We start from the raw sequence: 24,555 nt of genomic DNA, 5'->3' as shown, positions 1-24,555 counted from the left end.
GAGGAGAGATCTGATGAAGCGCCGCAGTTTGCTCGCGGGTGCCGGTGTGCTCGCCGCCGCCCCGCTGGTCGACCTCCAGACCGCCCAAGCAAGCCCGTCCCACGGCAAGGTGATGACCGGCGCGATGGCGCTGGCCGCCGACGACTGGCGAGCGCTGGCCGGTCAGAAGGTCGGCGTGATCAGCAACCCCACCGGGATCCTGCCCGACCTGAACCACATCGTCGACACCATGCACGCGTCCGGGAAGGTCAACGTGGTCGCGGTCTTCGGACCCGAGCACGGCTTCCGCGGCAGTGCCCAGGCCGGCGGTTCCGAAGGCGACCACGTCGATCCGCGCACCGGGATCATGGTCTACGACGCGTACGGCGCCACCGCGACGAAGCTGGCCGACCTCTACACCAAGTCCGGCGTCGAGACCGTCGTCTTCGACATCCAGGACGTCGGTGCGCGGTTCTACACCTACATCTGGACGATGTACGAGGCGATGCTGGCCGCGGTCCGCACCGGCGCGCGTTTCGTCGTACTCGACCGTCCGAACCCGGTCGGCGGGTACGCGCGGGGCCCGATGCTGAAGCCCGGTTACACCTCGGGGGTCGGCAAGGAGGAGATCATCCAGCAGCACGGCATGACCGTGGGTGAGCTGGCCCGGCTGTTCAACGCCGAGTACCTGCCGCTCGACTCCGGTGGCCCGCGGCTGACGGAGCTCAAGGTCATCCAGGTGCAGAACTGGAAGCGCGACCAGCTGTACGACGACACCGGCCTGACCTGGGTGATGCCGAGCCCGAACATGCCGACGCCCGACACCGCGCTGCTGTATCCGGGACTGTGCCTGTTCGAGGCGACCAACATGTCTGAGGGCCGCGGTACGACGCGGCCATTCGAGCTGATCGGAGCGCCGTACGTCGACTACAAGTGGGCGCAGGCGCTGCAGACGAAGAAGATCCCGGGCGTCGCGTTCCGGGAGGCGTACTTCACGCCGAGCATCAGCAAGAACGCGAACGTGCTCTGCGGCGGCGTCCAGGTGCAGATCACCGATCCGCACAAGGTTGAGGCGATCACCGCGGCGACGCACATGATCGTCGAGGCCCGCAAGCTGTACCCGGAGTTCGCCTGGCGCGCCGAGAACCCGCCCGGCCGGTGGATCGACCTGCTCACCGGGTCGGACCGTTTCCGCACCATGCTGACCGCGGACGCGACCGCCGAGGAGATCGTGGCGGCCTGGAAGTCCGAGACCGATGCCTGGACGGCCCGCCGCGCGAAGTACCTTCTCTACAAGGGAGCACACCGGTGAAACGACTCGCCGCGCTCACGATAGCCTCTGCGGTGATGGTGACGATGGCAAGTCCTGCAGTTGCTCAGGGCAACAACTCTGGCCGGTTCGACCGCCCGTACGCCGGGTACGCACCGAAGGGCACGCTCTTGCGTGACACGACCCCCGTCAAGGCCGGTCTCGACCCGGCACCGATCGACGCGGCGCTGGCCCAGGTGGACGCCTGGACCCGTCCCGCCGGTACGGCGAAACCCCTGTACGCCGGCGCGGTCACGCTGCTCGGTCACGACGGGAAGATCGTCACCCGGACGGCGACCGGTCTGGCGCTGAAGTACACAGTGAATTCAGCCGGGAACGGGACTGAAGAACTTCCCGCCGACCAGCAGATCCCCATGCGCACCGACACGATCTTCGACATGGCATCGGTGTCGAAGCTGTTCACCTCGATCGTGGTGCTGCAGCTGGTCGAGAAGGGCAAGATCGGCCTGGACACGCCGATCGCCACCTACGTGCCGGAGTTCGCGGCGAACGGCAAAGAGGCGATCACGGTCCGGCAGGCGCTCACCCACACCACCGGGTTCCCGGCCTGGCTGCCGCTGTGGAGCACCGGCAAGACGCCGGAGGAACGGCTGCAGCTGGCGCTCACCGCGAAGCTGCTGAACCCGCCCGGCAGCACCTACCTGTACAGCGACCTGAACCTGATCTCCCTCGGCGAGGTCGCGCACCGGGTGACCGGCAAGACGCTCGACAAGCTGGTCGCCGACGGCATCACGAAACCGCTGCGGATGCGCGACACCGGCTACAACCCCGACCCGAAGAAGAAGCCGCGGATCGCGGCGACCGAGTTCCAGTCCTCGCCGCCGCGCGGCATGGTGTGGGGCTCGGTGCACGACGAGAACGCCTGGTCACTGGATGGAGTCGCCGGACATGCCGGCGTCTTCAGCACCGCGGACGACCTGGCGGTGCTGGCCCAGACCTTCCTGAACGGCGGCAGCTACGGCGGTGCCCGGATCCTCAAGGAATCCTCGGTGACCGCGATGATCACCAACTTCAACCAGGCCTTCCCGGGTAACGACCACGGTCTCGGCTTCGAGCTGAACCAGCGTTGGTACATGGGTGGCCTGTCCGGTCCGCGCACGGCCGGCCACACCGGCTACACCGGCACGTCGATCGTGATCGACTTCGACTCCCGCTCGTTCGCGATCCTGCTGACCAACCGGGTGCACCCGAGCCGCAACTGGGGCAGCAACAACCCGGCCCGCCGGGCCGTCGTCCAGGGGCTCGCGCTGTCACTCGGCGTCGGTCCGCGCCACGGCAAGGACGCCTGGTTCTCCGGTACGACGGACAACGCGACCACGACCCTGTCGACGCAGGTCGCCGTACCGGCCGGTGGAGCGAAACTGGCGTTTGATCTGTTCGTCGACACCGAGGACTCGGACCTGCTGTACCTGGAGAGTTCCGCGGACGGGACGACCTGGACGAAGGTGCCGTTCACCGTGCGGGACCGCGGCTCGGTGATCGACACCGACGGGTCGATCAGCGGGTCCGGCGACCGGCACTGGCATCAGGTGAGCGCCGAGCTCGGGGCGGGCGATCAGACGCTCAGATGGCGATACACCACGGATCCGCTGTATCAAGGCCGCGGTGTCTACCTCGATGGTGTGAAGATCACGACGGATGATGGTGTTCTTCTCGACGGAGAACGCACGCCTGAATCATTTACCGCAACAGGTTGGAGACTTTCGCGTCGGTGACCCCATCTCGTGGATGGGCGCCGTACCGTGCTGTCATGAACTCTGTTTCCTCTCCAGAACCCACGGGGCCGCTGCTGGTCCGGGTCCGCGCGGTGATGCCCGCGCTGGCGCCGGCCGAGCAGCGGGTGGCGAACGCGGTCCTCGCGGACCCGGGCGGAGTGGCGGCGATGACGATCTCCGAACTGGCCGAGGTGGCGTCCACCTCGGAGACCACGGTCATCCGGTTCTGCAAGCAGATCGGCGTCCCCGGCTATCCGCAGCTCCGCCTGCAGTTGGCGGCCCAGTCGGCGCAGGAGAGTATCCGGCCGGAGGTGGGCGGTGACATCGAGCCCGGCGACTCACTGGCCGATGTGGTCAACAAGGTTGCCTTCGCCGACGAACGGGCGGTCCGCGAGACCGCGCAGCAGGTCGACGTCGACGCGCTGGCCAAGGTGGTCGACGCGGTCGTCAACGCTCCCCGGGTGGACCTCTACGGGTTCGCCGCGAGCGCCTTCGTCGCGTTGGACCTGCAGCAGAAGCTGCACCGGATCCGCCGGGTGGCGTTCGCCTGGTCGGACGTGCACATCGCGCTGACCAGTGCCGCTCTGCTCGGTGAGGGCGACGTGGCGATCGGTATCTCCCACACCGGTACGACGGTCGAGGTCGTCGAGGCCCTCGAGGAGGCGGCCAAGCACGGCGCCACCACGGTCGCGGTGACAAACTTCCCGCGCTCGCCACTGGCCAAGATGGCCGATCTGGTGCTGACCACGGCCGCGCGGGAGACGACGTACCGGTCCGGTGCGATGGCTTCGCGGATCGCGCAGCTGACAGTGATCGACTGCCTGTTCATCGGGGTGGCCCAGCAGGTGCTCCCGGACGCCCGCAAGGCGCTCGAGGAGACCGCCAGCGCGGTCCGTGGTCACCGGCTCAAGGGCTCGGAGTGAGGTCAACCCTCCCCCTCCCTCTTTCCTTTCCTTCCTTCCCTTTCTCCGTCAACGATGAACAGAATTGAAAATCCTTCAGTAGGAAACTAACATCGGACCTGTGACCACGCCGACGGAGCAGCGCAACCCCAGGACGCTCGCCATCGATGCGGTGGGCACGAGTGAGATCCTCCGGATGGTGAACGCCGAGGACGCCCGGGTCGCCGGTGCCGTCGAGGTCGTCATCCCCGAGCTGGCCCGGGCCGTGGATGCCGGTGTAGCGGCGATCCGCGGCGGTGGCCGGGTGCACTACTTCGGCGCCGGGACGTCGGGCCGGCTGGCGGTGCTGGACGCCGCCGAGCTGCTGCCCACGTTTCACGTGCCGGACGGGCTGGTGGTCGCCCACCACGCCGGTGGCATGGAGGCGCTGCTCCGCGCGGTCGAGAACGTCGAGGACTCCGAGGAGGGTGGCGCCGCGGACGCGATCGCTGTCACCGGTCAGGATCTCGTGATCGGCCTGGCGGCTTCCGGGAGTACGCCGTACGTCGCCGGGGCCCTGAAGGCCGCCCGAGCGGCCGGCGCGACTACCGTGCTGGTCACGTCGAACCCGTCCGCGCCGCTGGCTCCGCTGGCCGACATCGTGATCGCCGCGGACACCGGTCCTGAGGTGATCGCCGGGTCGACGCGGCTGAAGGCCGGCACCGCGCAGAAGCTGATCCTGAACGCGTTCTCCACCACGCTGATGATCAAGCTCGGCCGCACGTGGTCGAACCTGATGGTCGACCTGGTCGCCACCAACAAGAAGCTCCGCGGCCGGATGCTCCGGATCCTGGCCGAGGCCACCGGCGCCGACGCCGACGCCTGCGAGGCCGCCCTGGCCGAGGCCGACGGCGAACTCAAGCCGGCCCTGGTCCACCTCCTCACCGGCACCCCCATCCCCGCCGCCCGAGCCGCCCTGGAAGCCGCCCACGGCCGCGTAGCCACCGCACTCACCGCCCTCGGCACTCCGGCCTAAGCGCCCATCTCCGCCGTCGGCGGCGGCTGTTTGCTGGCGCCTCCGGCGCGGCGCCCTCACGGGATCACGCGTACTGCATCACGCGAAGGAATGCGCAGAGCCGGCAGGTGGGCCACGCACGCCGACGCGAAGGCCATGTCCGTGAGGGTGGCGGTAAGTCGTCGTCGGGTGTGGAGCGGTGCTGCTTCTGGGGTTGTCGGCGGCGCCGGTTTCAGTTGCGGCCGCGGGTTTGGCGGCCCGGAAACTTTTCGGGAGGCGGTTGTTTTGGGCGGGGCTTTCTGAATGGAAACCTCTGGTGGGGGAATATGTATACCAATTGCTAACCCCTAGCGGTCTTTAGACAGGTGTGGTTTAAGGGTCGTTATAGCTGGTCGCAGGGTGATTGCTGGGGGTAATGGAGTCATTACTGCTGGTTCGTAGCGCGTTTGTGTGATCGTGTCGTATCGTCGCGTCATCGCCAGGCCTTGGTGGAGGTTCTGGTCTTCGAATCCTTTGTGTGCAACGAACTTTGGAGCTCGGATGACCATGGACGGTGCCGTTGTGGTGCCCGGAACCACCCAGGGAGCTGAGTGGGTCGACGATGTCCTGCTGGCCGGCCCGGCCGCGGACATTTGCTTTCGATTGCCTGAACCGGTCGAGCGAGAGAAATTACGTCGATTGGTCCGGGATCGCCAATCCGATCTGGCGCAGTCCGGTTTTAGGCCAGGTGGTGCGGTGGCCTTGCGACTGCCGCCGTCGATGGCTTTTGTGACGCATTTGCTGGCGATCTGGCGCAGCGGCGGGCAGGCGATCCTGCTGGATCACCGGCTGACCGACTACGAGGTCCGCCGGGCGATCGAGCGGCTGGTTCCGCAGGTGGTCGTGTCACCCGCGCGCCCGGTGCCGGCCGGGCTGCGGACGTTCGTCGAGGTCGAGACCGACCTGGCCAGCTACTCCGGTCATCCGGCCGGTACGTCGCATGCCGTCGTACAGCTGAGTTCCGGATCGACTGGCCCGTCGAAGGTGATCGGCCGGACCGCGGAGGATCTGGTCGAGGAGGTACTGCGGTACACGCAGATCGACGGCGTACCGCAGCGGGGTGAGCGGTTGATCCTGCTGCCGTCGATGGTGCATGTGCTCGGATTGGTCGGAGGTCTGCTCTACGGACTGCACGCGGGCGTCGAGCTGGTTCCGCCGGCCCGGCTGACGGGGGATGCGATCGTCCAGGCGATCGGGTCAGCCACGACTCCGGCGACGGTGCTCGGGGTGCCGTTCCACATCGGGCTGCTCGCGTCCGTACAGGATCCGCCGCGGTTACCGCAGTTCAAGCGGATGACGACCGGCGGTGAGTTGGTGTCGGCCGCGGTGTGGCAGTCCTTCGAAGCGAAGTACGGCGTACCGCTCGGGAACATGTACGGGATGACCGAGGTCGGGGTCATCGGGACGGACCTGTACGGCGAACACCGGCCGGCGATCCGTCCCGCACCCGGGATCGAGGTCCGCGAGGTCGACGGCGAACTGCAGATCGGGCGCCCGGAATCGCCGTACCTGGGGCTGTCCGACCCGACCCGCTGGTCCGCCGGGTGGCTGCACACCCGCGATGCCGGCGTCGTCGACCCGGACACCGGACTGGTCAGCATCAAGGGCCGGCTCGATTCGCAGGTCTCCATCGGCGGGCTCAAGGTCGACCTCACCGAGGTCGAAGCCACGCTGGCGTCCCTGCGCGGCGTGGACTCCGCGGTCGTCGTCTTCGACGGCGCGATCACCGCCTACCTGCAGCTCAACACGCCCCGCACGACCTCCGAACTCGAAATCGACCTGGCCCAACTCCTCGCCCCCTACAAACGCCCCCGAACCCTGCACCTCCTGGCTCAGTTGCCCCGAACCACCACCGGGAAACTCGTCCGAGACCTCCCCACCCTCCGCAAAGCAGCCTCGTGATGCAGGCTCAAAACAACCTCCCCGACTCCCGGGGACAACGCCACCGCCACCACGCCAAGCTCGACAGGCACATGCAGCACCGCGAGCCCGGCGTGGTCGGGGACCAAGGCGGCGCGGAGCGCCTGGCTTTCGGCGGGGGAGCTGGGAAGCGGCATCGCCCGGCGGAGGCCGGAGTTTCTGAGGCCTTGGCCGAGCGCTTTGCCGACTGCTTCCTTTGCGGTCCAGAGATGGAGGAAGGCGGTCAGTTCGTCCGGTTGGGCAGCCATCCACTCCAGCTCGGCTGGGTCGAACCAGCGGTCTGCCAGGCCGCGGACCTCACGCGGGTGCACCTCCTCCACGTCCACGCCAAGAGGACCGTCGTACGACGCTGCGACGGCGATCAGGTGATGGGTATGGCTGATGCTCACCGCGATCCCGGGGATGTGCGGACGCCCGTCGGCGTCGTGGTGCAGGGCCGGTGCGGGGATGAGCGTGCCGGCAAGAAGCAGCAGCAGGTTGTGGGCCGCGGTTCGTGGCTCGGCGCCGGCGGGCGCCATCCAGACATGCACGGAATCTCCCACGGAAAGAAGGTATCCCGATGAAGGACGACGTACGCGCTTTCGTGATCGCGCAACTGCAGGACATGAACTACGACACCGAAGGCATCGACGACGACACCACGCTCGGCCCGGCCGGCGTGGACCTGGAGTCGCTCGCGCTCGCGGATCTGTCGGTGCGGGTCGAGGACCGGTTCGGGGTGCGGTTCTCCGACGACGAGTCCGAGCAGCTCGCGCTGATGACGGTCGGCGAGTTCACCACCGAGGTGGCCGGCCGGGCAGCCCAGCAGGTCTGATGAACTCGACCCCACCCCCGCCCGGGCGGGCCGAGATCCTCAGCTGGCTGACCGGCCTCGGCGAGCGACCACCCGGCGCCGAGCGGCTCGATTCGATGGAACTGGCCTGGCTGGTCCACCAGGTCGAGCAGCGGTACGGCGTCGAGCTCGACGACGACCAGCTGACGCGCATGACTACCGTCGACGACGCCGTCAGCGTGATCGCCGAGGTGCTGACCAGCCATGTCTGACCCCAGACCGGTCGCCGTCACCGGCCTTTCGATCCTGACCGCGCTCGGCCGCGGCCCGGAGGCACAGCTAGCGAGTACGCCGGCCTTCACCGAGATCACCCGCTTCGACACCAGCGCGCGCCGCGTGCACCACGCCGCGACGGCCGCCGAAACCGGCACGTTGGAAGAAGAACTGGACCTGGCGATCGCCACCGCGTGCGCGCAGGCCGGCGTCGATCGTCGTACGACGCCGCTCCTGCTCGCACTTCACACGGCCCCGGCCCGCGACTTCGGCCAACGCCGCGTGTACACGAGCGCCTGCGTGTCAGCCAGTACGGCGCTCGCCGACGCGGCAACCCTGATCCGCACGGGCCGAGCCGACCGCATCGTCGTAGCCGCGGCCTACCTGGTCGAACCCCACCAACACGCCCTCTTCGACGCCGGCCGAGCCCTGTCCACCGACGGAGCCGTCCGCCCTTTCAGCCTTCACCGTCAAGGAACGCTTCTTGGTGACGGGGTCGCCGCGGTGGTCCTCGAAGCAGGCGAAGGTCTGGCCGAGCTGGTGGGCTGGGCCCGAGCAGGCGACGCGTACCACCCGTGCCAACCAGCCCCGGACGGCCGAGGCTTGGCCGCCGCAATCCAAGCGGCCCTGACCAAAGCCAACGTCGCCCCCGAAGAGGTCGGCTACCTCAATGCCAACGCCACCGGCACCGTCTTCAGCGACGCCGCCGAAGCCGCCGCCCTCAACCAGGTCTTCAGGCCGGCTGTGAGTTCCACGAAGAGCCTGCATGGGCACGCTTTGGAGGCTTCTGGGTTGGTGGAGTTTGTGGTGCTGGTGCAGGCCTTGCGGGAGGGGAAGTTGCCGGTGAACGCCGGCTATCTGGACGTGGATCCCGCGTGTGGGGTGGATCTGATTCTGGAGGTGCCGCGGCCGGCGGGTTCGCCGTACGGGATATCGGTGAACTCGGCGTTCGGCGGAGCCAACACCGCGTTGGTGGTGCGGGCGGGATGACCGGGCTGCTGGAAGTTCATGAGTTGGTGGTGCTGGCCGAGGCGTGGTGGCCGGAGGCGGGGGATGACGGCGAGCCGCCGGGAGTGCCGGGGTTTATGTTGTCGGCCTTCAACCCGATGGCCGTGGTGGTGGCGAATCGATGTCTTGGTCAGCTGCCGACCAGGTTACAGCGGACCGGCGTCGTGCTGGTCAGTGGCGGCGACCGGGTCAGCGCTCGGCATGTCGAGCAATTGGTTGCTGAGGGCAAGCGGATCGGGCCGCTGTTCTTCTTTCAGTCGGTGCCCAACAGCGTGGCCGGGTGGATCGCGGCCAAGTGGGACCTGCGTGGCCCGGTGGTGTGTGTGACGGACGGCGGGCTCGACGAGGCCGCGTTGCTGATCGGCGACGGGGACGCCGACCAGGTGCTGATCGTGCAGGTGGGTGCCGACCAGGCGTCCGCCGTGATCGTGAGTGGGGGAGACCCGACATGAAGAGCTTGAGAGCCCAGTTGGCCCAAGACCCGGCAATCGGCGCCGGCAACGTCCTCGCCCGGGTGATCGCCCTCGGCGCCGACCCGGACGGCCCCGGCCTGACCTTCGACACACCCGTCGACCACCACCCCGCCGAGCACCCGCTGACGCTCGGCGAACTGGATGGCCGCGTCCAAGCCCGTACGGCGTGGCTCGCCGAGCACGGCATCGGCCGACGCGACGTGGTCGCGATCTGGGCCACCGAGGCGCAGGACATCGTCCTCAGCTTCCTCGCCCTCACCCGGATCGGCGCGATCCCCGCCTTGCTCAACGGCAAGATGGCACCCGGCATCGCGGACGAGTACATCAAGCGCCTGCGTGTCACAGCGGTCCTCGCCGACGCCACCCACCGACCGCTCCTGCGGACCGACGTCCTCGCCGAACCGAGGGACCTCGGCACCGGCGATCCCGCGAAGGCGCCAGAGCACTACCGCCACCACCGCGACGATCCCATCGTGATCACCCACACCAGCGGCACAACCGGCGTACCCAAGGCTGTTCTGCACACGCACACCACCTTGTACGCCGCCCTCAAGCACCTCCTCACCATGCCGCAAGCCCAAGGCACGGACAGGATTCTCAACGCCCTCCCGATCCCGCACACCGCGACGATCCTGATGGTCAACCAGGTCCTCGGCAACCGCGCCGAGATGCTGCTGCTCTCCAGCCAGGACGCGCCGACCGTCCTGCATCACATCGAGAGGTGGAAACCCCGCGCCGTCTACGGATTCGCGGTCACGTGGGCAGGTCTGGCCCGCGCGGACCTGAGCAAGCATGACCTCGATTCGGTCCGGCTGTGGTTCAACACCGGGGATTGCGCGCACGAGCCGCACATTCGCAAACTCGTTGCCGTCGGCACCCGGGAGACGGTCACGCGCGAGGGGCGTCGTACGGTCAAGGGCAGTCACTTCGTCGACGGCCTCGGCTCCAGCGAGATGGGACACAACGGGTTCCACGTCACGCACACGATCGACAGTGACCACTACGGGCGCTGCATCGGCAAGCCGTACGAGTTCGCCGAGGCCGCGGTCCTCAGCTCGGCGGGAGACGAACTCCCGCCCGGCAAGGTCGGCCTGCTCGGCTTCCGCTCGCCGTCGGTGTCACCCGGCTACTGGAACGACTCGGTCAACACGTACCGCTTCCGCCTGAACGGCTGGTTCCTTACCGGCGACCTGGTCTACCGCGACGGCACCGGCCACTACTTCCACCTCGACCGGGTCCCGGACGCGGTCGCCGGCTTCGAAGGCCCGCAGCTCTTCACATCGATGTCCGAGGAACGCATCCTCGCCGCCCTCCCCGAGATCGCGGACTGCACGGTGATCATCGTGCCCGACAACGGTAAGTACGTCGCCGACGTACTGCTCGAGCTCTCACCCGACGCGGCGGACGTGGACCGCACGGCCAAGGTGAAGGAGGCCGTCGGCGAGGAGGTCGCCGCGATCATCCGCAAGGTCACCGTGGTCGGGGAAGCGGACGTACCGGTCACCGTGACCGGCAAGGTCCGCAAGGTCGCCCTTCGCGAGGCTCGCTCATGAACGCCGTGACGATCACCGGAATGGGGCTGATCACCCCGGTCGGGCGTGGGATCGGCGAGGTGTACGGCGCCTTGCTGCATGGGCGATCCGGCATCGTGAAACCGCCTGCCGATCACCCGATCGCCGGCTCCATCGAGCTCGCCGGCGTACTGCCGCCGTTCGACGCGGGCAAGATCGCGAGTGGTCCCGACGGCAAGGTGATGGACCGCACCGTGATCCTCGCTCAGCTGGCTGCCGAGGATGCACTGGCGGATGCGGGACTGCGGGTTGGGGAGAACGTCGACCCCGACCGCATCGGGGTGATCATCGGCGGTGTCGGTGGCATGGCGACCCTCGAGCAGCAGGTGCTCGCCCGCGCCGAACGCGGCCGCGCCGCCGTCAGCCCGTACCTGCTGACCGGCATCCTGCCCAACATGCCGGCGGCCCGTGTCGCGATCCGGTTCGGCCTCCGCGGCTACACCTCGGCAGTCGGTACGGCGTGCGCCTCCGGAGCTCAGGCGATCGCCGACGCGGCCCGGCTGATCCGATCGGGTGAGGCCGATGTCGTGCTGTGCGGCGCGAGTGAGGCACCTCTGTTCCCGACGTTCGCCGAGACGTTCGCCAATGCGCGAGCCCTGGCCCGCGGCTGGGAGGACCCCGCGGAGGCGAGCCGTCCGTTCGACCTGCGCCGCAACGGCTTCGTACTGAGTGAAGGCGCCGCGCTCCTCGTCCTGGAGAGCACCGCGCACGCGTCAGCGCGAGGAGCCAGAGGATACGCGGACGTCGCCGGCTACGGGGTCAACTCGGACGCCCATCACCCAACGGCCCCGAGACCCGACGGCACCGGCGCCGCCGAGTGCATGCGGCGAGCGCTGGCGAGCGGTGGAATCCGCCCGGAACAAGTCGGCTACGTCAACGCCCACGGCACCAGCACCAAGCTCGGCGACGTCGCCGAGTCGGTCGCGATCGGACGAGCGTTCGGCGATCACCATCCGGCGGTCAGCTCGACCAAAGCACTGACCGGTCACATGCTCGGCACCTCCGGTGTCGTCGAGGCCGCGGCCGCCGCGGGTGCGATCACGACCGGACTGGTGCCACCGACGTACCACCTGGACGATCCGGATCCGGCCTGCCCGCTGGATCACGTCCGCAAGGAACCACGTGAAGTCCGGCTCGAGTACGCGCTGTCGAACTCGTTCGGGTTCGGCGGCCAGAACGTCAGCCTGCTCCTCGGCACCGCCACGACGCCGGGACGGCGACAGATCAACAGTGAGGAGAAAGGCTAAATGGAGATCTTCGGGATCGACCACGTCGAACTGTACGTGGGCGACGCTCGGCAGGCGGCGTTCTACCTGGGACACGCCTTCGGCCTGCAGATACACGGTCAAGGTGGTCCGGAGACCGGCCTGCCGGACCAGCGATCGCTGCTGCTGCGCGAGGACGCCGTACAGATCGTGCTGACGTCCGGCCTCGCCGCCGGCCATCCGGCCGCCGAGTATGTGCAGCGCCACGGTGATGGGGTCGCGATCGTCGGACTCGAGGTCGACGACACGACTGCGGCGTACGACGAACTGGTTGCCCGAGGCGCCCAACCGATGGCCGGTCCGCAGACCTACCATGTCGATGAGACGACGGTGGTCATCGCCGAGGTGGCCGGGTTCGGGGACGTGATCCACCGGTTGGTCGAACGGCACGGACCGCGGCACGAGTTCCTGCCTGGCCGGATGCACATCAGCGTGCCCAGCGCCGGACCGGACGAGAAGCTGTTCAGCGAGATCGACCACCTGGCGATCTGCGTCCCGTCCGGTGAGCTCGAGCCGATCGCGAAGTTCTACGAGGACGTGTTCGGTTTCGCCCGGATCTTCGAGGAGTACATCGAGGTCGCGGGCCAGGGGATGGACTCGAAGGTCGTGCAGAGCCCGTCGAAGCACGTCACGTTCACCCTGATCGAGCCGGACCCGAACCGCCGGCCCGGCCAGATCAACGACTTCCTCAGTTGGCACGCGGGCGCCGGCGTACAGCACATCGCTTTGCGCACCAGCAACATCGTCGAGGCGGTCAGCACGCTGGCGAGCCGCGGCGTGAACTTCCTCGGTACGCCGTCCACGTACTACCGAGCGCTGACCGGCCGGGTCGGTGAGGTCGAGACGCCGATCGAGGACCTGGAGAAGCTCGGCATCCTGGTCGACCGGGACCACTGGGGACAGCTGCTGCAGATCTTCACCGAGTCGATGCACGTCCGGCGGACGTTGTTCCTGGAGATCATCGAGCGGCGCGGCGCGATGACGTTCGGCAGCGGCAACATCAAGGCCCTCTACGAGGCGAAGGAACGCGAGCTGGCGGGAGCCTCATGACAGAGCGAAGCGAGGTCATCAGAAGGCACAGGACCTTCAAGCTGTCGGAAGAGGAGATCCAGCTCCTGCCGAGCGACGAGGACGTTGCCTTCTACAACCAGCACGGTTGGTACCTGTCCAAGAAGCTCCTCACTGATGACGAGACCGAAGAGCTGGTCAACGCCAGCGAGCGATACTACGCCGGCGAACGCGACCGAACGTTGCCGACGGCACCGCCGAAGCTCGCGTACTGGGACCCGTCCAAGGGCGACGTACAGCGGCACAACGACTACGTGCACTACGAACACGACGGCCTGGCGAAGATCCTCCGGAAGCCCTTGATCGGCGCGGTCGCGGCCCGGCTCGCGCAGGCCGACGAGATCCGGATCTTCCAGTCCACGTTGATCTACAAGCCGCCGATCTCCGGCGAACCGTCGAACATCGTGCCCTGGCACTTCGACAAGCACTACTGGTCGTCGTCGGCGTCGGACCGGATGCTCACCGCGTTCATCCCGTTCCACGACTGCCCGCCGGACATGGGCACGATCACGATGGTCGACGGCAGTCACCGCTGGCAGGAGATCGGCTCCGACGACACCGTCGTACGGCATTTCGCCGAGCGGGATCGGTCGCAGCTCGACCAGATGCTGGCCGAGAACGCGGCGTACAACGACGCCGAGGTGACCAGGATCCCGGTCACTATCCCGCGCGGTCACATGAACTTTCACCACTGCCGCACGTACCACGGCAGCGGTGCCAACGTCAGCGACCGTCCGCGCCGGGCGATCTCGCTGCACCTGCAGGACGGGGACAACCGCTACCGCGAGTTCCCGCTGTCCGACGGCACCTTGGCGGCGTACAACCACGACGTCCTGGTACGCCGGACGTCCGCCGGCCACCCCGATTACGCCGACCCCGACTACTGCCCGACCCTCTGGGCCGATCGCTAGGAGATCAGGACATGTCACGTTACGACTGGGGTCAGACCCACCCCGGCATCGAGCAGCTGGAGAAGGCCGTCAGCGAGGCCCGCGACAAGGTCGTCCAGCACCCGCTCTACGCCAGCCTGGACACGCACGAGGCGCTGGTCACCTTCATGGAGCACCACGTGTTCGCGGTCTGGGACTTCATGTCGCTGCTGAAGTCGCTGCAGCGCGAGCTCACCTGTGTGACCGTGCCGTGGATCCCCACCGCGCACACGGGGAGCCGCCGGCTGATCAACGACATCGTGATGGTCGAGGAGAGCGACGAGCTCGGTGACGGGTTCATCAGCCACTTCGAGCTGTACGTCAACGGGATGGACGAGGCCGGCGCCGACACGAGTGCCATCTCGCAGCTGATCGACCTGCTCCGGGGCAGTGCGCCAGTGGTGGAGTCGATGCGGGAGGCCGGCGTACCGCAGGCGTCGATCGACTTCGCCGGGACGACCTGGGACATCATCGAGAACGCGCCGGTGCACTGTCAGGCGGCCGCGTTCGCGTTCGGCCGGGAGGACCTGATCCCGGACATGTTCACCCAGGTGGTCGCGGTGAACGAGCGGTCGAACAAGCTCAACACCTTCGTCGACTACCTGGAGCGGCACATCGAGGTCGATGGCGAGCAGCACACCCCGATGGCGATGCAGATGGTCACCGACCTCTGCGGCGACGATGACGCGAAGTGGCAGGCGTGTGCGGACACCATCAACACCGCTCTCGCCGCCCGCGCCCGGCTCTGGGACGCCATCCTGGCCGAGGTCAAGGGCTGACCATGACGAGTGCCGATCTCTACCGGACCGTGCGGCTGATCCGACGGTTCGAGGAACGGGCGATCGAGTTCGTGCGGTCCGGGGAGATCGTCGGAGGGATTCACCCGTACGTCGGTCAGGAGGCGATCGCCACCGGAGTCTGTGCCGCGCTGACAGACGCCGACGTGATCACCAGCACGCACCGCGGACACGGGCACGTACTCGCCCGCGGGGTGAACCCTGCCAGGTTGTTCGCCGAGCTGATGGGCCGCGAGAGCGGGCTGAACAAGGGTCGCGGCGGGTCCATGCACGCGGCCGATTTCGACCTCGGCATCCTCGGCGCGAACGCGATCGTCGGCGCGGCGGGTTCGATCGCGACCGGAGCTGCGTGGGCCTTGCGGCAGCGTGGTCGTGACTCGGTCGCCGTCACGTTCTTCGGCGACGGAGCAATGAACGAGGGGATGTTGCTGGAGGCCTTCAACCTGGCCGCACTCTGGCGGGTGCCGGTGATCTTCGTCTGCGAGAACAACGGTTATGCGACCACGATGCCGGTCGCGTCCGCGGTCGCCGGCAGTATCACCGGCCGTGCCCGGGCTTTCGGTATCCCAGCCTTCACGGTCGACGGCCAGGATCCGGAAAAGGTGCTGGCGGCAACCTCGTCGGCGGTCGCGCGAGCCCGGTCCGGCAAGGGGCCGACGTTCCTGGAGTGCATCACCTATCGCTTCGACGCGCACCACACCTTCGAGCATCGCGCTCGGCTCGACTACCGCTCGGCGGATGAGCTGTCCACCGGACGGTCGCGGGATCCCGTGCAGATCCAGGGCGCGCGACTGACCGCTCTCGACCGTGCTGCCGTTGACGCGGAGATCGAGGCTCTGCTCGACACCGCGGCCGGGATCGCGTTGGGCAGCGCTCACCCGGATCCGGCCGAGGCGCTCAAGTACTTGTACGCCTCGCCGGAGGTGCTGCGCTGATGCCGAAACTCTCGTATTTGAAGGCACTCAACCGCGCGCTGGGTGATGCGCTGGCCGATGATCCAGCTGTGTTCCTCCTAGGTGAGGACATCCGGGTCGCCGCGTCCAATCTGACCGCGGGCCTGTTCGCCCGGTTCGGCCCGGACCGCGTGCTCGACACTCCGCTGTCGGAGCAGGCGTTCACCAACTTCGCGACCGGTGCCGCGCTGGCCGGGATGCGTCCGGTGATCGAGTTCCAGATCCCCTCGTTGCTGTTCCTGGTCTTCGAGCAGATCGCCAACCAGGCCCACAAGTTCTCGCTGATGACCGGCGGCCAAAGCAAGGTCCCGGTCACGTACGTCGTACCCGGGTCGGGCTCGCGGACCGGCTGGGCCGGCCAGCACTCCGACCACCCCTACAGCCTGTTCGCCCACGTCGGCGTGAAGACTGTCGTACCCGCTACTCCCTCCGATGCCTACGGACTGCTGAGGTCGGCGATCCGCGACGACGATCCGGTCGTCGTGTTCGCGCCGTCGGGTGCGCTCGGCGTCCGCGACGACATCGACTTCAGCACTCTGGCGCCAGTACCGCTCGGAGTCGGCCGAGTCGCGCGAGCCGGTAGCGACGTCACGGTCGTTGCCCTCGGCCACCTGGTCCAGGACGCGCTGGTGGCCGCCGACGAGTTGGCCGGCCGCGGCATCTCGGTCGAGGTCTTCGATCCGCGGACGGTCTATCCGCTCGACGTCCGCGGCTTGGCCGCCTCGGTTGCCAAGACCCGTCGGCTGGTGGTGATCGACGACTCCAACCGGACCAGCGGGTTCGCCGCGGAAGTCCTCGCGGTCGCCGCCGAACGCTTCTCTTTGGATGCGCCGCCTCGCAGAGTGACGAGGCCCGACGGCGCGGTCCTTCCCTTCGCCCTCGCCCTGGACCGAGCCGTCCAGCCCAGTCGCGACCAGCTCGTCTCCGCGATTCACGCCGTACTGGAGGAACGATGACCGACCTGTGGCACCAGTTGCCCAAGGCAACACGTACGGCGCTCCTCGCCCGCGGGACCGAGTCATGGCAGCAGGTGTACGACGGTGTTGCCACCCACAACAAGCAGTGGCGCCCACTCCGGCCGCCGATCATGTCGGTCGCCACGTACGAGTTGCTGACCGACATCTCGGCGACCGTCGCTCGGCTGATCCTGGCCGCGTGCTTGCGCCGGGCAACGACCGCGGGGGAGTTGCGGCGCGCGCTCGGTATGCCGGTCGGTGCCATCGACCTGCTCGACGAGGACCTGCCGTTGACCGACGAGTTGCTCGGTGGCGTCCGCGCGGACATCCTGCTCGCGGGCGGGACGCCGTACGTGGTCGAGGCCAACATCGACAGTGCACTCGGCGGCGCCCACGACTCCGACGGCGTCGCGCGGCGCTTCCTGTTGGCGTACTCCGGTGATCCGGTGCTGGATCGCGTCGGTCTGACGGCGCCACCGTCTGCCGTCGATGCGCGGTACGAGGCGGTGCGTACTGCGTTGCAACTGAGCGGGGAGGACCGGCTGGCGATGGTCTTCACCACCGGCGGGACCTATCCGGGGTCACAGGACGGGCTGGCGATGATCAAGCTGCTCGAACCGTTCAGCGAGCGCGGTCGTGAGCTTGGGCTCGATATGCGTGTCTATCCGGTCGAGTGGCTGACCCTGGACGATGCCGGCCGGTTATGCGTCGACGATGGGCCGATCGACGCCGTACTGCGGATGTTCGTCCCGCAAGGCACAACCGCTAGCGATGGCCTGCAGGCGTTGCACACTGCCGTCCAGACGGGTGCGGTGCGAATGTTCACGCAGACGGCCAGTTGGCTGCTGGCCAGCAAGGCGATCTTCGCGTGGCTCTGGGATGACTTGCCTTCGCTGCCACCTGAGGAGGCCGAGACCATCCGCCGGCACGTTCCCCGCACCGAAGTGCTGTCCGGGGACCGCCGCAACCGTGCGATCGCCAACCAGAACCTGCTTGTACTGAAGCCGTCCGGCTCCTACGGCGGTGTCGGCGTCGTCGTCGGCCCCGAAGTCCCGCCGCACACCTGGGCAGCCGCACTCGACGCGGCGATCGCCGAAGGCGGCTACATCCTCCAGTCGTACGTCGCTGTCGACCACCTGACCATGCAGTTCGTCGAGATCACCACCGGCGAGACCCAGGAAGCCGCAGTACCTTTCTGCATCGCGCCGTACCTCTTTGCCGGCACCCCCGCCGGTGCCTACCTCCGCTTCACCGTCCCCGGCGCCGGTCCAGTAGTCAACGTGGGTCAAGGCGCGCTGACAAGCGGTCTGCTACTGCTCCCGTAGCGCGTATCAGATCTTCGGCCCGCGGCGCTGGGCCGAGGTCAGCTGGGTGATTTCTGGTGGGGAGCTTTCAGCCGGCGGCCTAGGACGCGGAGGGTTTCGGCGGTCGCGATGGCGTCGCTGCGGGCGTTGCCGTGGCGGCCGTCGGTGCTGTAGAGGGTGGGGTCGGTGGAGAGGGGGTGGTCGGTGAGGGGGATGTGGATCGTGTTGAGCTTGTCGGCGAGGGCGGCCGTTCGGTTGGAGAGGGTGCGCATTCGTTGCCGGAGGCCCGGTCTGAGCCAGTCGGCGACGGCCGGGCTGTAGGAGATGTCGAACATGCCGAGTGTCATCACGTCGGCGCCGGAGTCCTGCAGGGTGGTGATCATCAGCGTGAGTTCGCGATCGACGCGGTCGGCGTCGTACGTGGCGGGGAAGGCGTCGTTGCCGCCGCCGACGACCAGCGCGAGATCGGGACCGAAGACCAGCGCGGGCTCGAGTTGGGTGGACAGGATCTCGCGCGTACGCAGTCCGCTGACGCCGAGATTGAGGTACTCGAGGTCAGGACGTACGGCGCACAGCTCGGACGCAATGCGATCCGCCCACTGCAGGTCGCTGTATCCGTCGACCGGTTCGCAGAGGCCCTCCGCGACGCTGTCGCCTAGTACGACGAACCGCCGCCAGAGGTGATCGGCGAGCAGTTCGTGGCTCTCGCCGGGACGGAGGCAGTAGGGATCCGTGGCCTCGTTCATCTGGCCTCCACCGGTGCGCGGGTGTCGAGAACCTTGCCGGGTCCGCGTCGGATCAGCGGGTAGCTGCTGACCAGCAGGCATGCGATACCGGATGCGATCAGAGCTGGAGTCAGCCCGAAGACACTGACCAGTTCACCGGCCAGCAGTGCGCCGAGCGGGAGACCGGCGAACGACGTCGCCGCGACCAGGCCGATCACTCGGGCCTGGAGGTGCTTCGGGACGTGTTCGTAGAGTGCCGCGCCGAAGACGGGGTTGATCGCGGCGATGCCGATGCCGGACAGGAACGTCACCACCATCACCAGGGCCAGGTGATCGCTCAGACCCAGGACGAGTAGTCGCGGGCTGCCGCCGACGAAGGCGCCGATAGCGAAGGTCAGGTAGCGGGGGACCTTGGTGGCGAGTACGGCGAAGGCGATGCTTCCGAGGAGGGCGCCGGCGGAGAACGCGCCGAGGGTCAGGCCGAGGCCGGCGGGTGATCCGAGCTCGTCGGCGACCCAGACGGGGATGAAGACCGCCGTACTCGCGCTGGCGAAGATGTTGATGGTGAACGTGGTGATGAGCATCGTCGCGAGTAGTTCGTCGCGGCGGACGAAGGAGAATCCCTCGGCTAGCGAACGGAAGTATTTGCCTCGGATCGCGTCGATCGGGACCTGTGGGGGGTGGACGAACGCTGAGACCAGCAGGCCGCAGATCACGAAGGTCACCGCGTCGATCCAGAGCACCGACGCTGCGTCGGTCCAGTAGATCAGGAGGCCTGCTAGTGGGGCGCCGAGGAGGGTCGCTCCTCGGGCGAAGGCCTCGTGGAGTGAGGTGATCCGGATGAGTTCGACTTCGGCGGCCTCTGCCATCGGGCGGACGAGCAGATCCTTGGAGCGGTCGGCGGCGCCGCGCAGCGCACCCGCGAGGGCGACGAGGGCGAGGAGTGCGCCGAAGCCGAGGCTGGTGGTTGCCGCGATCGCCGCTACCGCGACCGCGCTGGTCAGGTTGGCGAGTACTGACGTTCGCCGCGGCCCGAGGCTGTCGATCAAGGGTCCGGCCATGATGCTGGCCACGATGTATGGCACCATCTCGACCGCCGCGACGAGCCCCATCCGCGCCGCGCTCCCCGTGGTGACCAGCACCAACCACGGAATCGCCACCATCGAGATCCGGCTGCCCACAGCGGACAACACGTCCGCGACAAACAGAATCACCAGCCCCCGCCGTGCCGTCACCGCGCCTCCCCAGCACGGGAGGCCGCGTCGTCGTGCCCTGTCTGGTCCGGGTGGAGTTCTCGGTAGAGGTTGCGGAGGGCAACCTTGTCTACCTTGGCGATGCGGGTCAGTGGCAGCTCGGGTACGAAGTCGATCGCCGCCGGCGTCCACATCTCGTTCAACGTGTTGGTGACCAGTTGTTGGAGGTCGGCTTCGGGGACGGGGGAGCGGGTGACGACGAAGGCGTGGACGGCTTCGCCTACTACAGGGTCGGGTACGCCGATGACTGCGGCGGTTCGTACTGCGGGGTGACTGGCGAGGACGTCCTCGATCGGCCGGCAGAAGATTGCCCAGTTGCGGCGGGTCGTGACGATCATGTCGTGCACCCGATCGACGAGGAACAGGTATCCGTCGGCGTCCAGGTAACCGAGATCCCTGGTCCGGAGCCAGCCGTCGACCAGGGTCTCGGCGGTGAGCTCGGGCTTCCCCAGGTACCCGGCAAACGTGAGGTTGCTCTGCACCCAAACCTCGCCGGTCTGCCCCGGCTCGAGCACCTTCCCGTCGTCGTCGCGGATCTCCAGCCGCACATCGCCGTACGCCGTCCCCGCGGACGCCAGTCGCTCTGGATGAGCAGAGTCCTCGGTCAAGCCGGGTTGTGCGGTGACGACGACCGCCTCGCTCAGGCCGTACACGATCCGCAGCACCGGGCCGAAGCGCGCGATCCCCTGCCGCAGCCGCGCGGGGGTCGCCGGCCCGGCGCCGACGTTCAGCATGAACAGGCTGCTGCAGTCGACGTCCTCACCGCTGGGGTGGTCGAGGAGCTCGTAGAGCATCGGCGGTGTCACGTATGTCGACGTGATCCGTTCGGTCGAGACGACCCGGTAGAACTCCTCCGGGGACCAGGTGTCGGTCAGGAACAGAACGCCACCGGTGAACAGGTTGAAGAAGCTCGTGATCTGGCCACTCGCCAGCCATAGCGGCGAGCTCGAGTAGTGCCGCAGCAGCGGGAACCCGTTGGCCACGAAGGCGCCGGCCAGCTCGAGGATCTGCTCGTAGAACGCCTGCGTGTGATGGACCAGCTTCGGGTCGCCGGTCGTCCCACTCGTCTGCAGCACCGAGTCTGGCACAGGCGTCGCAGAGATCTCGTACGGCGATCCGTCGGTGAAGAGCTCCGCCATCGTCCGGACGGTCATCGGCGCGAGCGACTGGGCGAGCTCGCGGCCAAGCTCAGTCGTCTGGTCGTAGACGAACGCATCCGCGTCGGCCAGCGAGGCAAACTGGTCGATCTCCCGGCGGGACGTGATCGGCGCGCTCCACAGCGCGCGGCAGCCGTGCAGATGCAGGGCGAGTTGCAGTGCCGGGGCGTCGAAGCAGTTGGCCGCCATGATCAGCACCTTGCCGCCCGGGCGGATGCCCGCGTCGCGCAGCCCGGCGGCTATCCGCAGTACGTCGGCGATCAGTTCGCCGTACGTCGATTTTCGCTCGCCACGGACCAGCGCGAGCCGGTCGGAGAACTGCTCGAAGAGTGTGAATACCCGCAAAACGTAATTGGGCAGGACGAATTCAGGCGGCATTTCGTCTCCTGGAATAGGGCAACAGCCCTCGACACCGGCCACCCCCAGCCGTCAGCGCGACTCTACTGGATGCGACGATCGCTGGCCAGAGCCTGGAAACCGCCGGACCGTCGCGCTCCGGAGTCGACTGATCACACCCTTGCCCGGGTGAAGGAATACCCCTGCGAAACGGGTGCGGATACCTCCCGCTAACCGTTGTCCGGTGAATTTCGAAAAGGCAATTGTTGTGCATTGACCGGATTCCTCGCGGCGTATTACGTTCCGTCCGCCATCCGATTCCGCCAGGAGGTCCGTCCATGCACGTTTCCAGTAGTTGGCGCGCGGTCGCGGTGACCGCCGCACTGGCCCTGGCCGGCTCCGGCCTCGCCGGGGCGAGCTACGGCCAAGGTCAGCACGACGACGAGTGGGTGGGGACCTGGGCGACCGCGGTCACTCATGGCAACGCCACTGGCTCGACGAATCTCGGCCTGACCGACCAGAGCGTGCGATTGGTGGTCCGGCCGACCGTCGGCGGTGACCGGATCCGGATCCGGCTGTCGAACATCTACGGCGAGAAGACCGTCACGGTCGGCGCAGCGACTGTTGCCAAACCCAACAAGTCGACGCCGGAGCTGTCCGACATCGACCCGAACACCCTGCGGACGTTGACGTTCAACGGCTCGGGTACGGCGTCGATGGTCAAGGGCAGCGAGCTGCTGAGCGACCCGGTGAACCTGAAGCTCGGCAGTCTCGACGACCTCGTCGTCAGCCTGTACTTCCCGGAGAACACCGGACCGACGACCTTCCACGGCTCGTCCATTCAGGACAACTTCGTCGGCCCGACGAACCTGGTTACCCAGCCCGGCGGCGCGGCATACACGCTGACCCGGCGCTGCTGCTTCTTCTTCCTGTCCGGCGTGGATGTGCAGACCGAGAAGTCGGACGGCTCGATCGTCGTCCTCGGCGACTCGATCACCGACGGCACCAACAGCACGCCGAACGGGAACAACCGCTGGCCCGACCAGCTCGCCGAGCGGCTGGCCGCCGCCGGGCACAAGTCGTTCCCGAGTGTGCTGAACGCCGGCCTGGCCGGCAGCCGGCTCAACCACGAGGGCACTGAGCCATCCGATAACGGCGCGTTCCCCGGCTTCAACGAGGTCGGCGTGAATGCGCTGGCCCGGCTGAACGAAGACGTGTTCGCGCAGACCGGCGTACGGACGGTCATCACGCAGCTCGGCATCAACGACATCTGGATGTCCGACGACTCGGCGACCGAGATCATCGGTGCGCTTCGCCAGGTCAACGCCCAGGCGAAGGAGCGTGGAATCCGCAGCCTGGTCACCACGATCACGCCGTTCGAGGGACTCGGCGGCACTGACAGTTGGACGCCGGCCAAGGAGGCCACGCGGCAGGCGGTGAACAGCTACCTGCGGTCGAGCCACGAGTTCGACGGCGTGCTCGACTTCGACAAGGTCCTGCGCGACCCGGCCGCGCCGAGCAAGCTTCGGGCCGAGCTCGACTCCGGTGACCACATCCACCCCAACGACACCGGTTACCAGGCGATGGCCGCTTCGGTGCCGCTCAACCTGGTGCGCTGATGGTGCGTACCGCCAACGAGATCCTTGCCGCGCTGGGATCCGAGGACGGTCGCCGCGATCCGATGCCGCTCTTCGCCGAGCTGCATCGGATCGGCCCGGTCTGCCGGCTCGCTCCCGGGAGTTCGCCGTACGCCGTCGTCGTGAACGGGTACGACGCCGCCCAGGAGGCCCTGAAGGACACGCGGTTCCACCGGTTGCTGTCGGCGGATCCGAACCCGAAGGAGCCGGTGCTGCGCCGGCTCGGTGGGTCGATGATGTTCCGCAACGAGCCGGATCATCTGCGGATGCGCAAGGTGTTCCAGGCGGTCCTGACGCCACGCCGGCTGACCGGGTTCGAACCGGTCGTGGAGGCCTTGGCTGCCGAGCTGCTGGACGATCTCGGCAAGACCGGTGTGGATGGTCAGGTGATCGACTTCGTCGACTTCGCGTACCGGTTGCCGATCACGGTGATCGGTACGTTCCTGGGCATCCCGCGGTCCGACCTCGGCTGGTTCCGGGATCGGACCCAGCGGATCGACGAGTACCTCGACCTCGGCGGCAAGGCGCCGGGCAAGCTCGTGGCGGCCAACCAGGCAGCCGAGGAGCTCAACGACTACTACGCCAGGATGATCGCTGAGCGGCGGATCCGTCCGCGGGACGACCTGGTCGGGTCGCTCGTACACGCAATGGATTCCGGTACGTCGGGCATCGACGAACAGGAGCTGATCGACAACCTGCTCGTGCTGGTCAACGCCAGCTTCGTGACCACGATGAACCTGCTCACCAACGGCCTCGAACTGCTGATGGCCGATCCGCCGCTGGTCGACGCGCTGATCGACGATCCCGGGCTGGCCGCGGACTACGTCGAGGAGATCCTCCGGCACCAGAGCTCGGTCCAGCTGATCAGCCGGAAGGCATCGGTCGATCTCGAGCTGGCCGGTGAGTCGATCAGCGCCGGCAGTCTGGTCCTCATCCTGCCGGGCGCGGCGAACCGTGATCCGGCGAAGCATGCAGATGCCGACACGTTCGATCCGGGACGTGATGATCTCCAACATCTGTCCTTCGGCGCCGGTCCGTTCTACTGTGTCGGCGCTGCGCTCGCCCGGATGGAAGGCCGGGCCGCTTTCGGTCAGCTGTTCCGGAGGTTCCCGGATCTGCGGCTTGTGGGGGAGCCAGTGCGCAGTCACAGCTTGCTGCTGCGTGGGCACCAGTCCATGCCGATCCGATTGAGGTGAGTC

The 24,555-nt window shown here is 67.7% G+C and carries 23 protein-coding genes; 19 read left to right on the top strand and 4 right to left on the bottom strand.

The window, feature by feature from the left end; translation table 11 throughout:
- The first annotated feature begins 13 nt into the window (after positions 1-13).
- The 5 genes from AB0E63_RS10605 to AB0E63_RS10585 all read left to right on the top strand — a co-directional run bounded on the left by AB0E63_RS10605 (position 14) and on the right by AB0E63_RS10585 (position 6,861).
- Entirely contained in the window at positions 14-1,291 is a 1,278-nt protein-coding gene (locus AB0E63_RS10605; RefSeq protein ID WP_360364025.1) for a DUF1343 domain-containing protein, read from the top strand.
- Positions 1,288-3,024, top strand: a complete 1,737-nt coding sequence (locus AB0E63_RS10600) for a serine hydrolase (RefSeq protein WP_360364023.1) — start codon at positions 1,288-1,290, stop codon at positions 3,022-3,024. Before AB0E63_RS10605 ends, AB0E63_RS10600 begins: the two co-directional genes overlap by 4 nt.
- A gap of 35 nt (positions 3,025-3,059) precedes the next feature.
- The gene (locus AB0E63_RS10595) at positions 3,060-3,947 is read left to right on the top strand and encodes a MurR/RpiR family transcriptional regulator (RefSeq protein ID WP_360364021.1); all 888 of its coding nucleotides are present in this window, start codon (positions 3,060-3,062) and stop codon (positions 3,945-3,947) included.
- Between the two features lie 100 nt (positions 3,948-4,047).
- Entirely contained in the window at positions 4,048-4,941 is an 894-nt protein-coding gene (gene murQ / locus AB0E63_RS10590) for an N-acetylmuramic acid 6-phosphate etherase (RefSeq protein WP_360364019.1), read from the top strand.
- A gap of 519 nt (positions 4,942-5,460) precedes the next feature.
- Positions 5,461-6,861, top strand: a complete 1,401-nt coding sequence (locus AB0E63_RS10585) for an AMP-binding protein (protein ID WP_360364017.1) — start codon at positions 5,461-5,463, stop codon at positions 6,859-6,861.
- Here the strand turns inward: AB0E63_RS10585 and AB0E63_RS10580 are convergent.
- Entirely contained in the window at positions 6,792-7,421 is a 630-nt protein-coding gene (locus AB0E63_RS10580; RefSeq protein WP_360364015.1) for a 4'-phosphopantetheinyl transferase superfamily protein, read from the bottom strand. The genes AB0E63_RS10585 and AB0E63_RS10580 overlap by 70 nt on opposite strands.
- 17 nt (positions 7,422-7,438) lie before the next feature.
- Between AB0E63_RS10580 and AB0E63_RS10575 the strand changes: the two genes are divergently transcribed.
- From AB0E63_RS10575 to AB0E63_RS10520, 12 genes are read left to right on the top strand one after another with little or no spacing between them, the layout of a single operon-like run.
- The gene (locus tag AB0E63_RS10575) at positions 7,439-7,693 is read left to right on the top strand and encodes an acyl carrier protein (RefSeq protein ID WP_360364013.1); all 255 of its coding nucleotides are present in this window, start codon (positions 7,439-7,441) and stop codon (positions 7,691-7,693) included.
- A complete protein-coding gene (locus AB0E63_RS10570; RefSeq protein ID WP_360364011.1) occupies positions 7,693-7,923 on the top strand; it encodes an acyl carrier protein in 231 nt (76 codons plus the stop codon). Before AB0E63_RS10575 ends, AB0E63_RS10570 begins: the two co-directional genes overlap by 1 nt.
- On the top strand, positions 7,916-8,914 hold the full coding sequence (locus tag AB0E63_RS10565) for a beta-ketoacyl synthase N-terminal-like domain-containing protein (protein ID WP_360364009.1): 999 nt from the start codon (positions 7,916-7,918) through the stop codon (positions 8,912-8,914). Before AB0E63_RS10570 ends, AB0E63_RS10565 begins: the two co-directional genes overlap by 8 nt.
- Entirely contained in the window at positions 8,911-9,384 is a 474-nt protein-coding gene (locus tag AB0E63_RS10560; protein ID WP_360364007.1) for a hypothetical protein, read from the top strand. Before AB0E63_RS10565 ends, AB0E63_RS10560 begins: the two co-directional genes overlap by 4 nt.
- Positions 9,381-10,958: a class I adenylate-forming enzyme family protein gene (locus AB0E63_RS10555; RefSeq protein WP_360364005.1), complete on the top strand. Its 1,578-nt coding sequence runs from the start codon at positions 9,381-9,383 to the stop codon at positions 10,956-10,958. The genes AB0E63_RS10560 and AB0E63_RS10555 overlap by 4 nt, the downstream gene beginning before the upstream one ends.
- Positions 10,955-12,223: a beta-ketoacyl-[acyl-carrier-protein] synthase family protein gene (locus AB0E63_RS10550; protein ID WP_360364003.1), complete on the top strand. Its 1,269-nt coding sequence runs from the start codon at positions 10,955-10,957 to the stop codon at positions 12,221-12,223. Before AB0E63_RS10555 ends, AB0E63_RS10550 begins: the two co-directional genes overlap by 4 nt.
- On the top strand, positions 12,224-13,291 hold the full coding sequence (gene hppD, locus AB0E63_RS10545; protein ID WP_360364001.1) for a 4-hydroxyphenylpyruvate dioxygenase: 1,068 nt from the start codon (positions 12,224-12,226) through the stop codon (positions 13,289-13,291).
- A complete protein-coding gene (locus tag AB0E63_RS10540) occupies positions 13,288-14,220 on the top strand; it encodes a phytanoyl-CoA dioxygenase family protein (RefSeq protein WP_360363999.1) in 933 nt (310 codons plus the stop codon). The genes hppD and AB0E63_RS10540 overlap by 4 nt, the downstream gene beginning before the upstream one ends.
- An 11-nt stretch (positions 14,221-14,231) precedes the next feature.
- The gene (locus AB0E63_RS10535) at positions 14,232-15,017 is read left to right on the top strand and encodes a DUF3050 domain-containing protein (RefSeq protein WP_360363997.1); all 786 of its coding nucleotides are present in this window, start codon (positions 14,232-14,234) and stop codon (positions 15,015-15,017) included.
- 2 nt (positions 15,018-15,019) lie between these two features.
- Positions 15,020-15,970 (top strand): thiamine pyrophosphate-dependent dehydrogenase E1 component subunit alpha, encoded by a 951-nt coding sequence (locus AB0E63_RS10530; protein WP_360363995.1) that lies wholly within the window; start codon positions 15,020-15,022, stop codon positions 15,968-15,970.
- Positions 15,970-16,944, top strand: coding sequence for a transketolase C-terminal domain-containing protein (locus AB0E63_RS10525; protein WP_360363993.1), 975 nt, complete (start codon positions 15,970-15,972; stop codon positions 16,942-16,944). The genes AB0E63_RS10530 and AB0E63_RS10525 overlap by 1 nt, the downstream gene beginning before the upstream one ends.
- Complete coding sequence (locus tag AB0E63_RS10520; RefSeq protein WP_360363991.1) at positions 16,941-18,269, top strand: hypothetical protein; 1,329 nt, start codon at positions 16,941-16,943, stop codon at positions 18,267-18,269. The genes AB0E63_RS10525 and AB0E63_RS10520 overlap by 4 nt, the downstream gene beginning before the upstream one ends.
- 38 nt (positions 18,270-18,307) lie before the next feature.
- Here AB0E63_RS10520 and AB0E63_RS10515 read toward each other — a convergent pair whose 3' ends face one another.
- Genes AB0E63_RS10515 through AB0E63_RS10505 form a run of 3 tightly spaced genes read right to left on the bottom strand, consistent with a single transcriptional unit; the run spans position 18,308 to position 21,761 of the window.
- Positions 18,308-18,994 carry an SGNH/GDSL hydrolase family protein gene (locus tag AB0E63_RS10515; protein WP_360363989.1) on the bottom strand — a complete coding sequence of 229 codons (687 nt, stop codon included), beginning with the start codon at positions 18,992-18,994 and terminating at the stop codon, positions 18,308-18,310.
- Positions 18,991-20,208 carry an MFS transporter gene (locus AB0E63_RS10510; protein WP_360363987.1) on the bottom strand — a complete coding sequence of 406 codons (1,218 nt, stop codon included), beginning with the start codon at positions 20,206-20,208 and terminating at the stop codon, positions 18,991-18,993. The genes AB0E63_RS10515 and AB0E63_RS10510 overlap by 4 nt, the downstream gene beginning before the upstream one ends.
- Positions 20,205-21,761 carry an AMP-binding protein gene (locus tag AB0E63_RS10505; RefSeq protein ID WP_360363985.1) on the bottom strand — a complete coding sequence of 519 codons (1,557 nt, stop codon included), beginning with the start codon at positions 21,759-21,761 and terminating at the stop codon, positions 20,205-20,207. Before AB0E63_RS10505 ends, AB0E63_RS10510 begins: the two co-directional genes overlap by 4 nt.
- Positions 21,762-22,057: 296 nt before the next feature.
- Between AB0E63_RS10505 and AB0E63_RS10500 the strand changes: the two genes are divergently transcribed.
- On the top strand, positions 22,058-23,338 hold the full coding sequence (locus AB0E63_RS10500; RefSeq protein ID WP_360363983.1) for an SGNH/GDSL hydrolase family protein: 1,281 nt from the start codon (positions 22,058-22,060) through the stop codon (positions 23,336-23,338).
- Positions 23,338-24,552 (top strand): cytochrome P450, encoded by a 1,215-nt coding sequence (locus AB0E63_RS10495; RefSeq protein WP_360363981.1) that lies wholly within the window; start codon positions 23,338-23,340, stop codon positions 24,550-24,552. The genes AB0E63_RS10500 and AB0E63_RS10495 overlap by 1 nt, the downstream gene beginning before the upstream one ends.
- Positions 24,553-24,555: the final 3 nt, after the last annotated feature.

The organism is Kribbella sp. NPDC026596 (assembly GCF_040638415.1).
Lineage (GTDB): Bacteria > Actinomycetota > Actinomycetes > Propionibacteriales > Kribbellaceae > Kribbella.
This window is presented reverse-complemented; position numbering and strand designations above follow the sequence as displayed.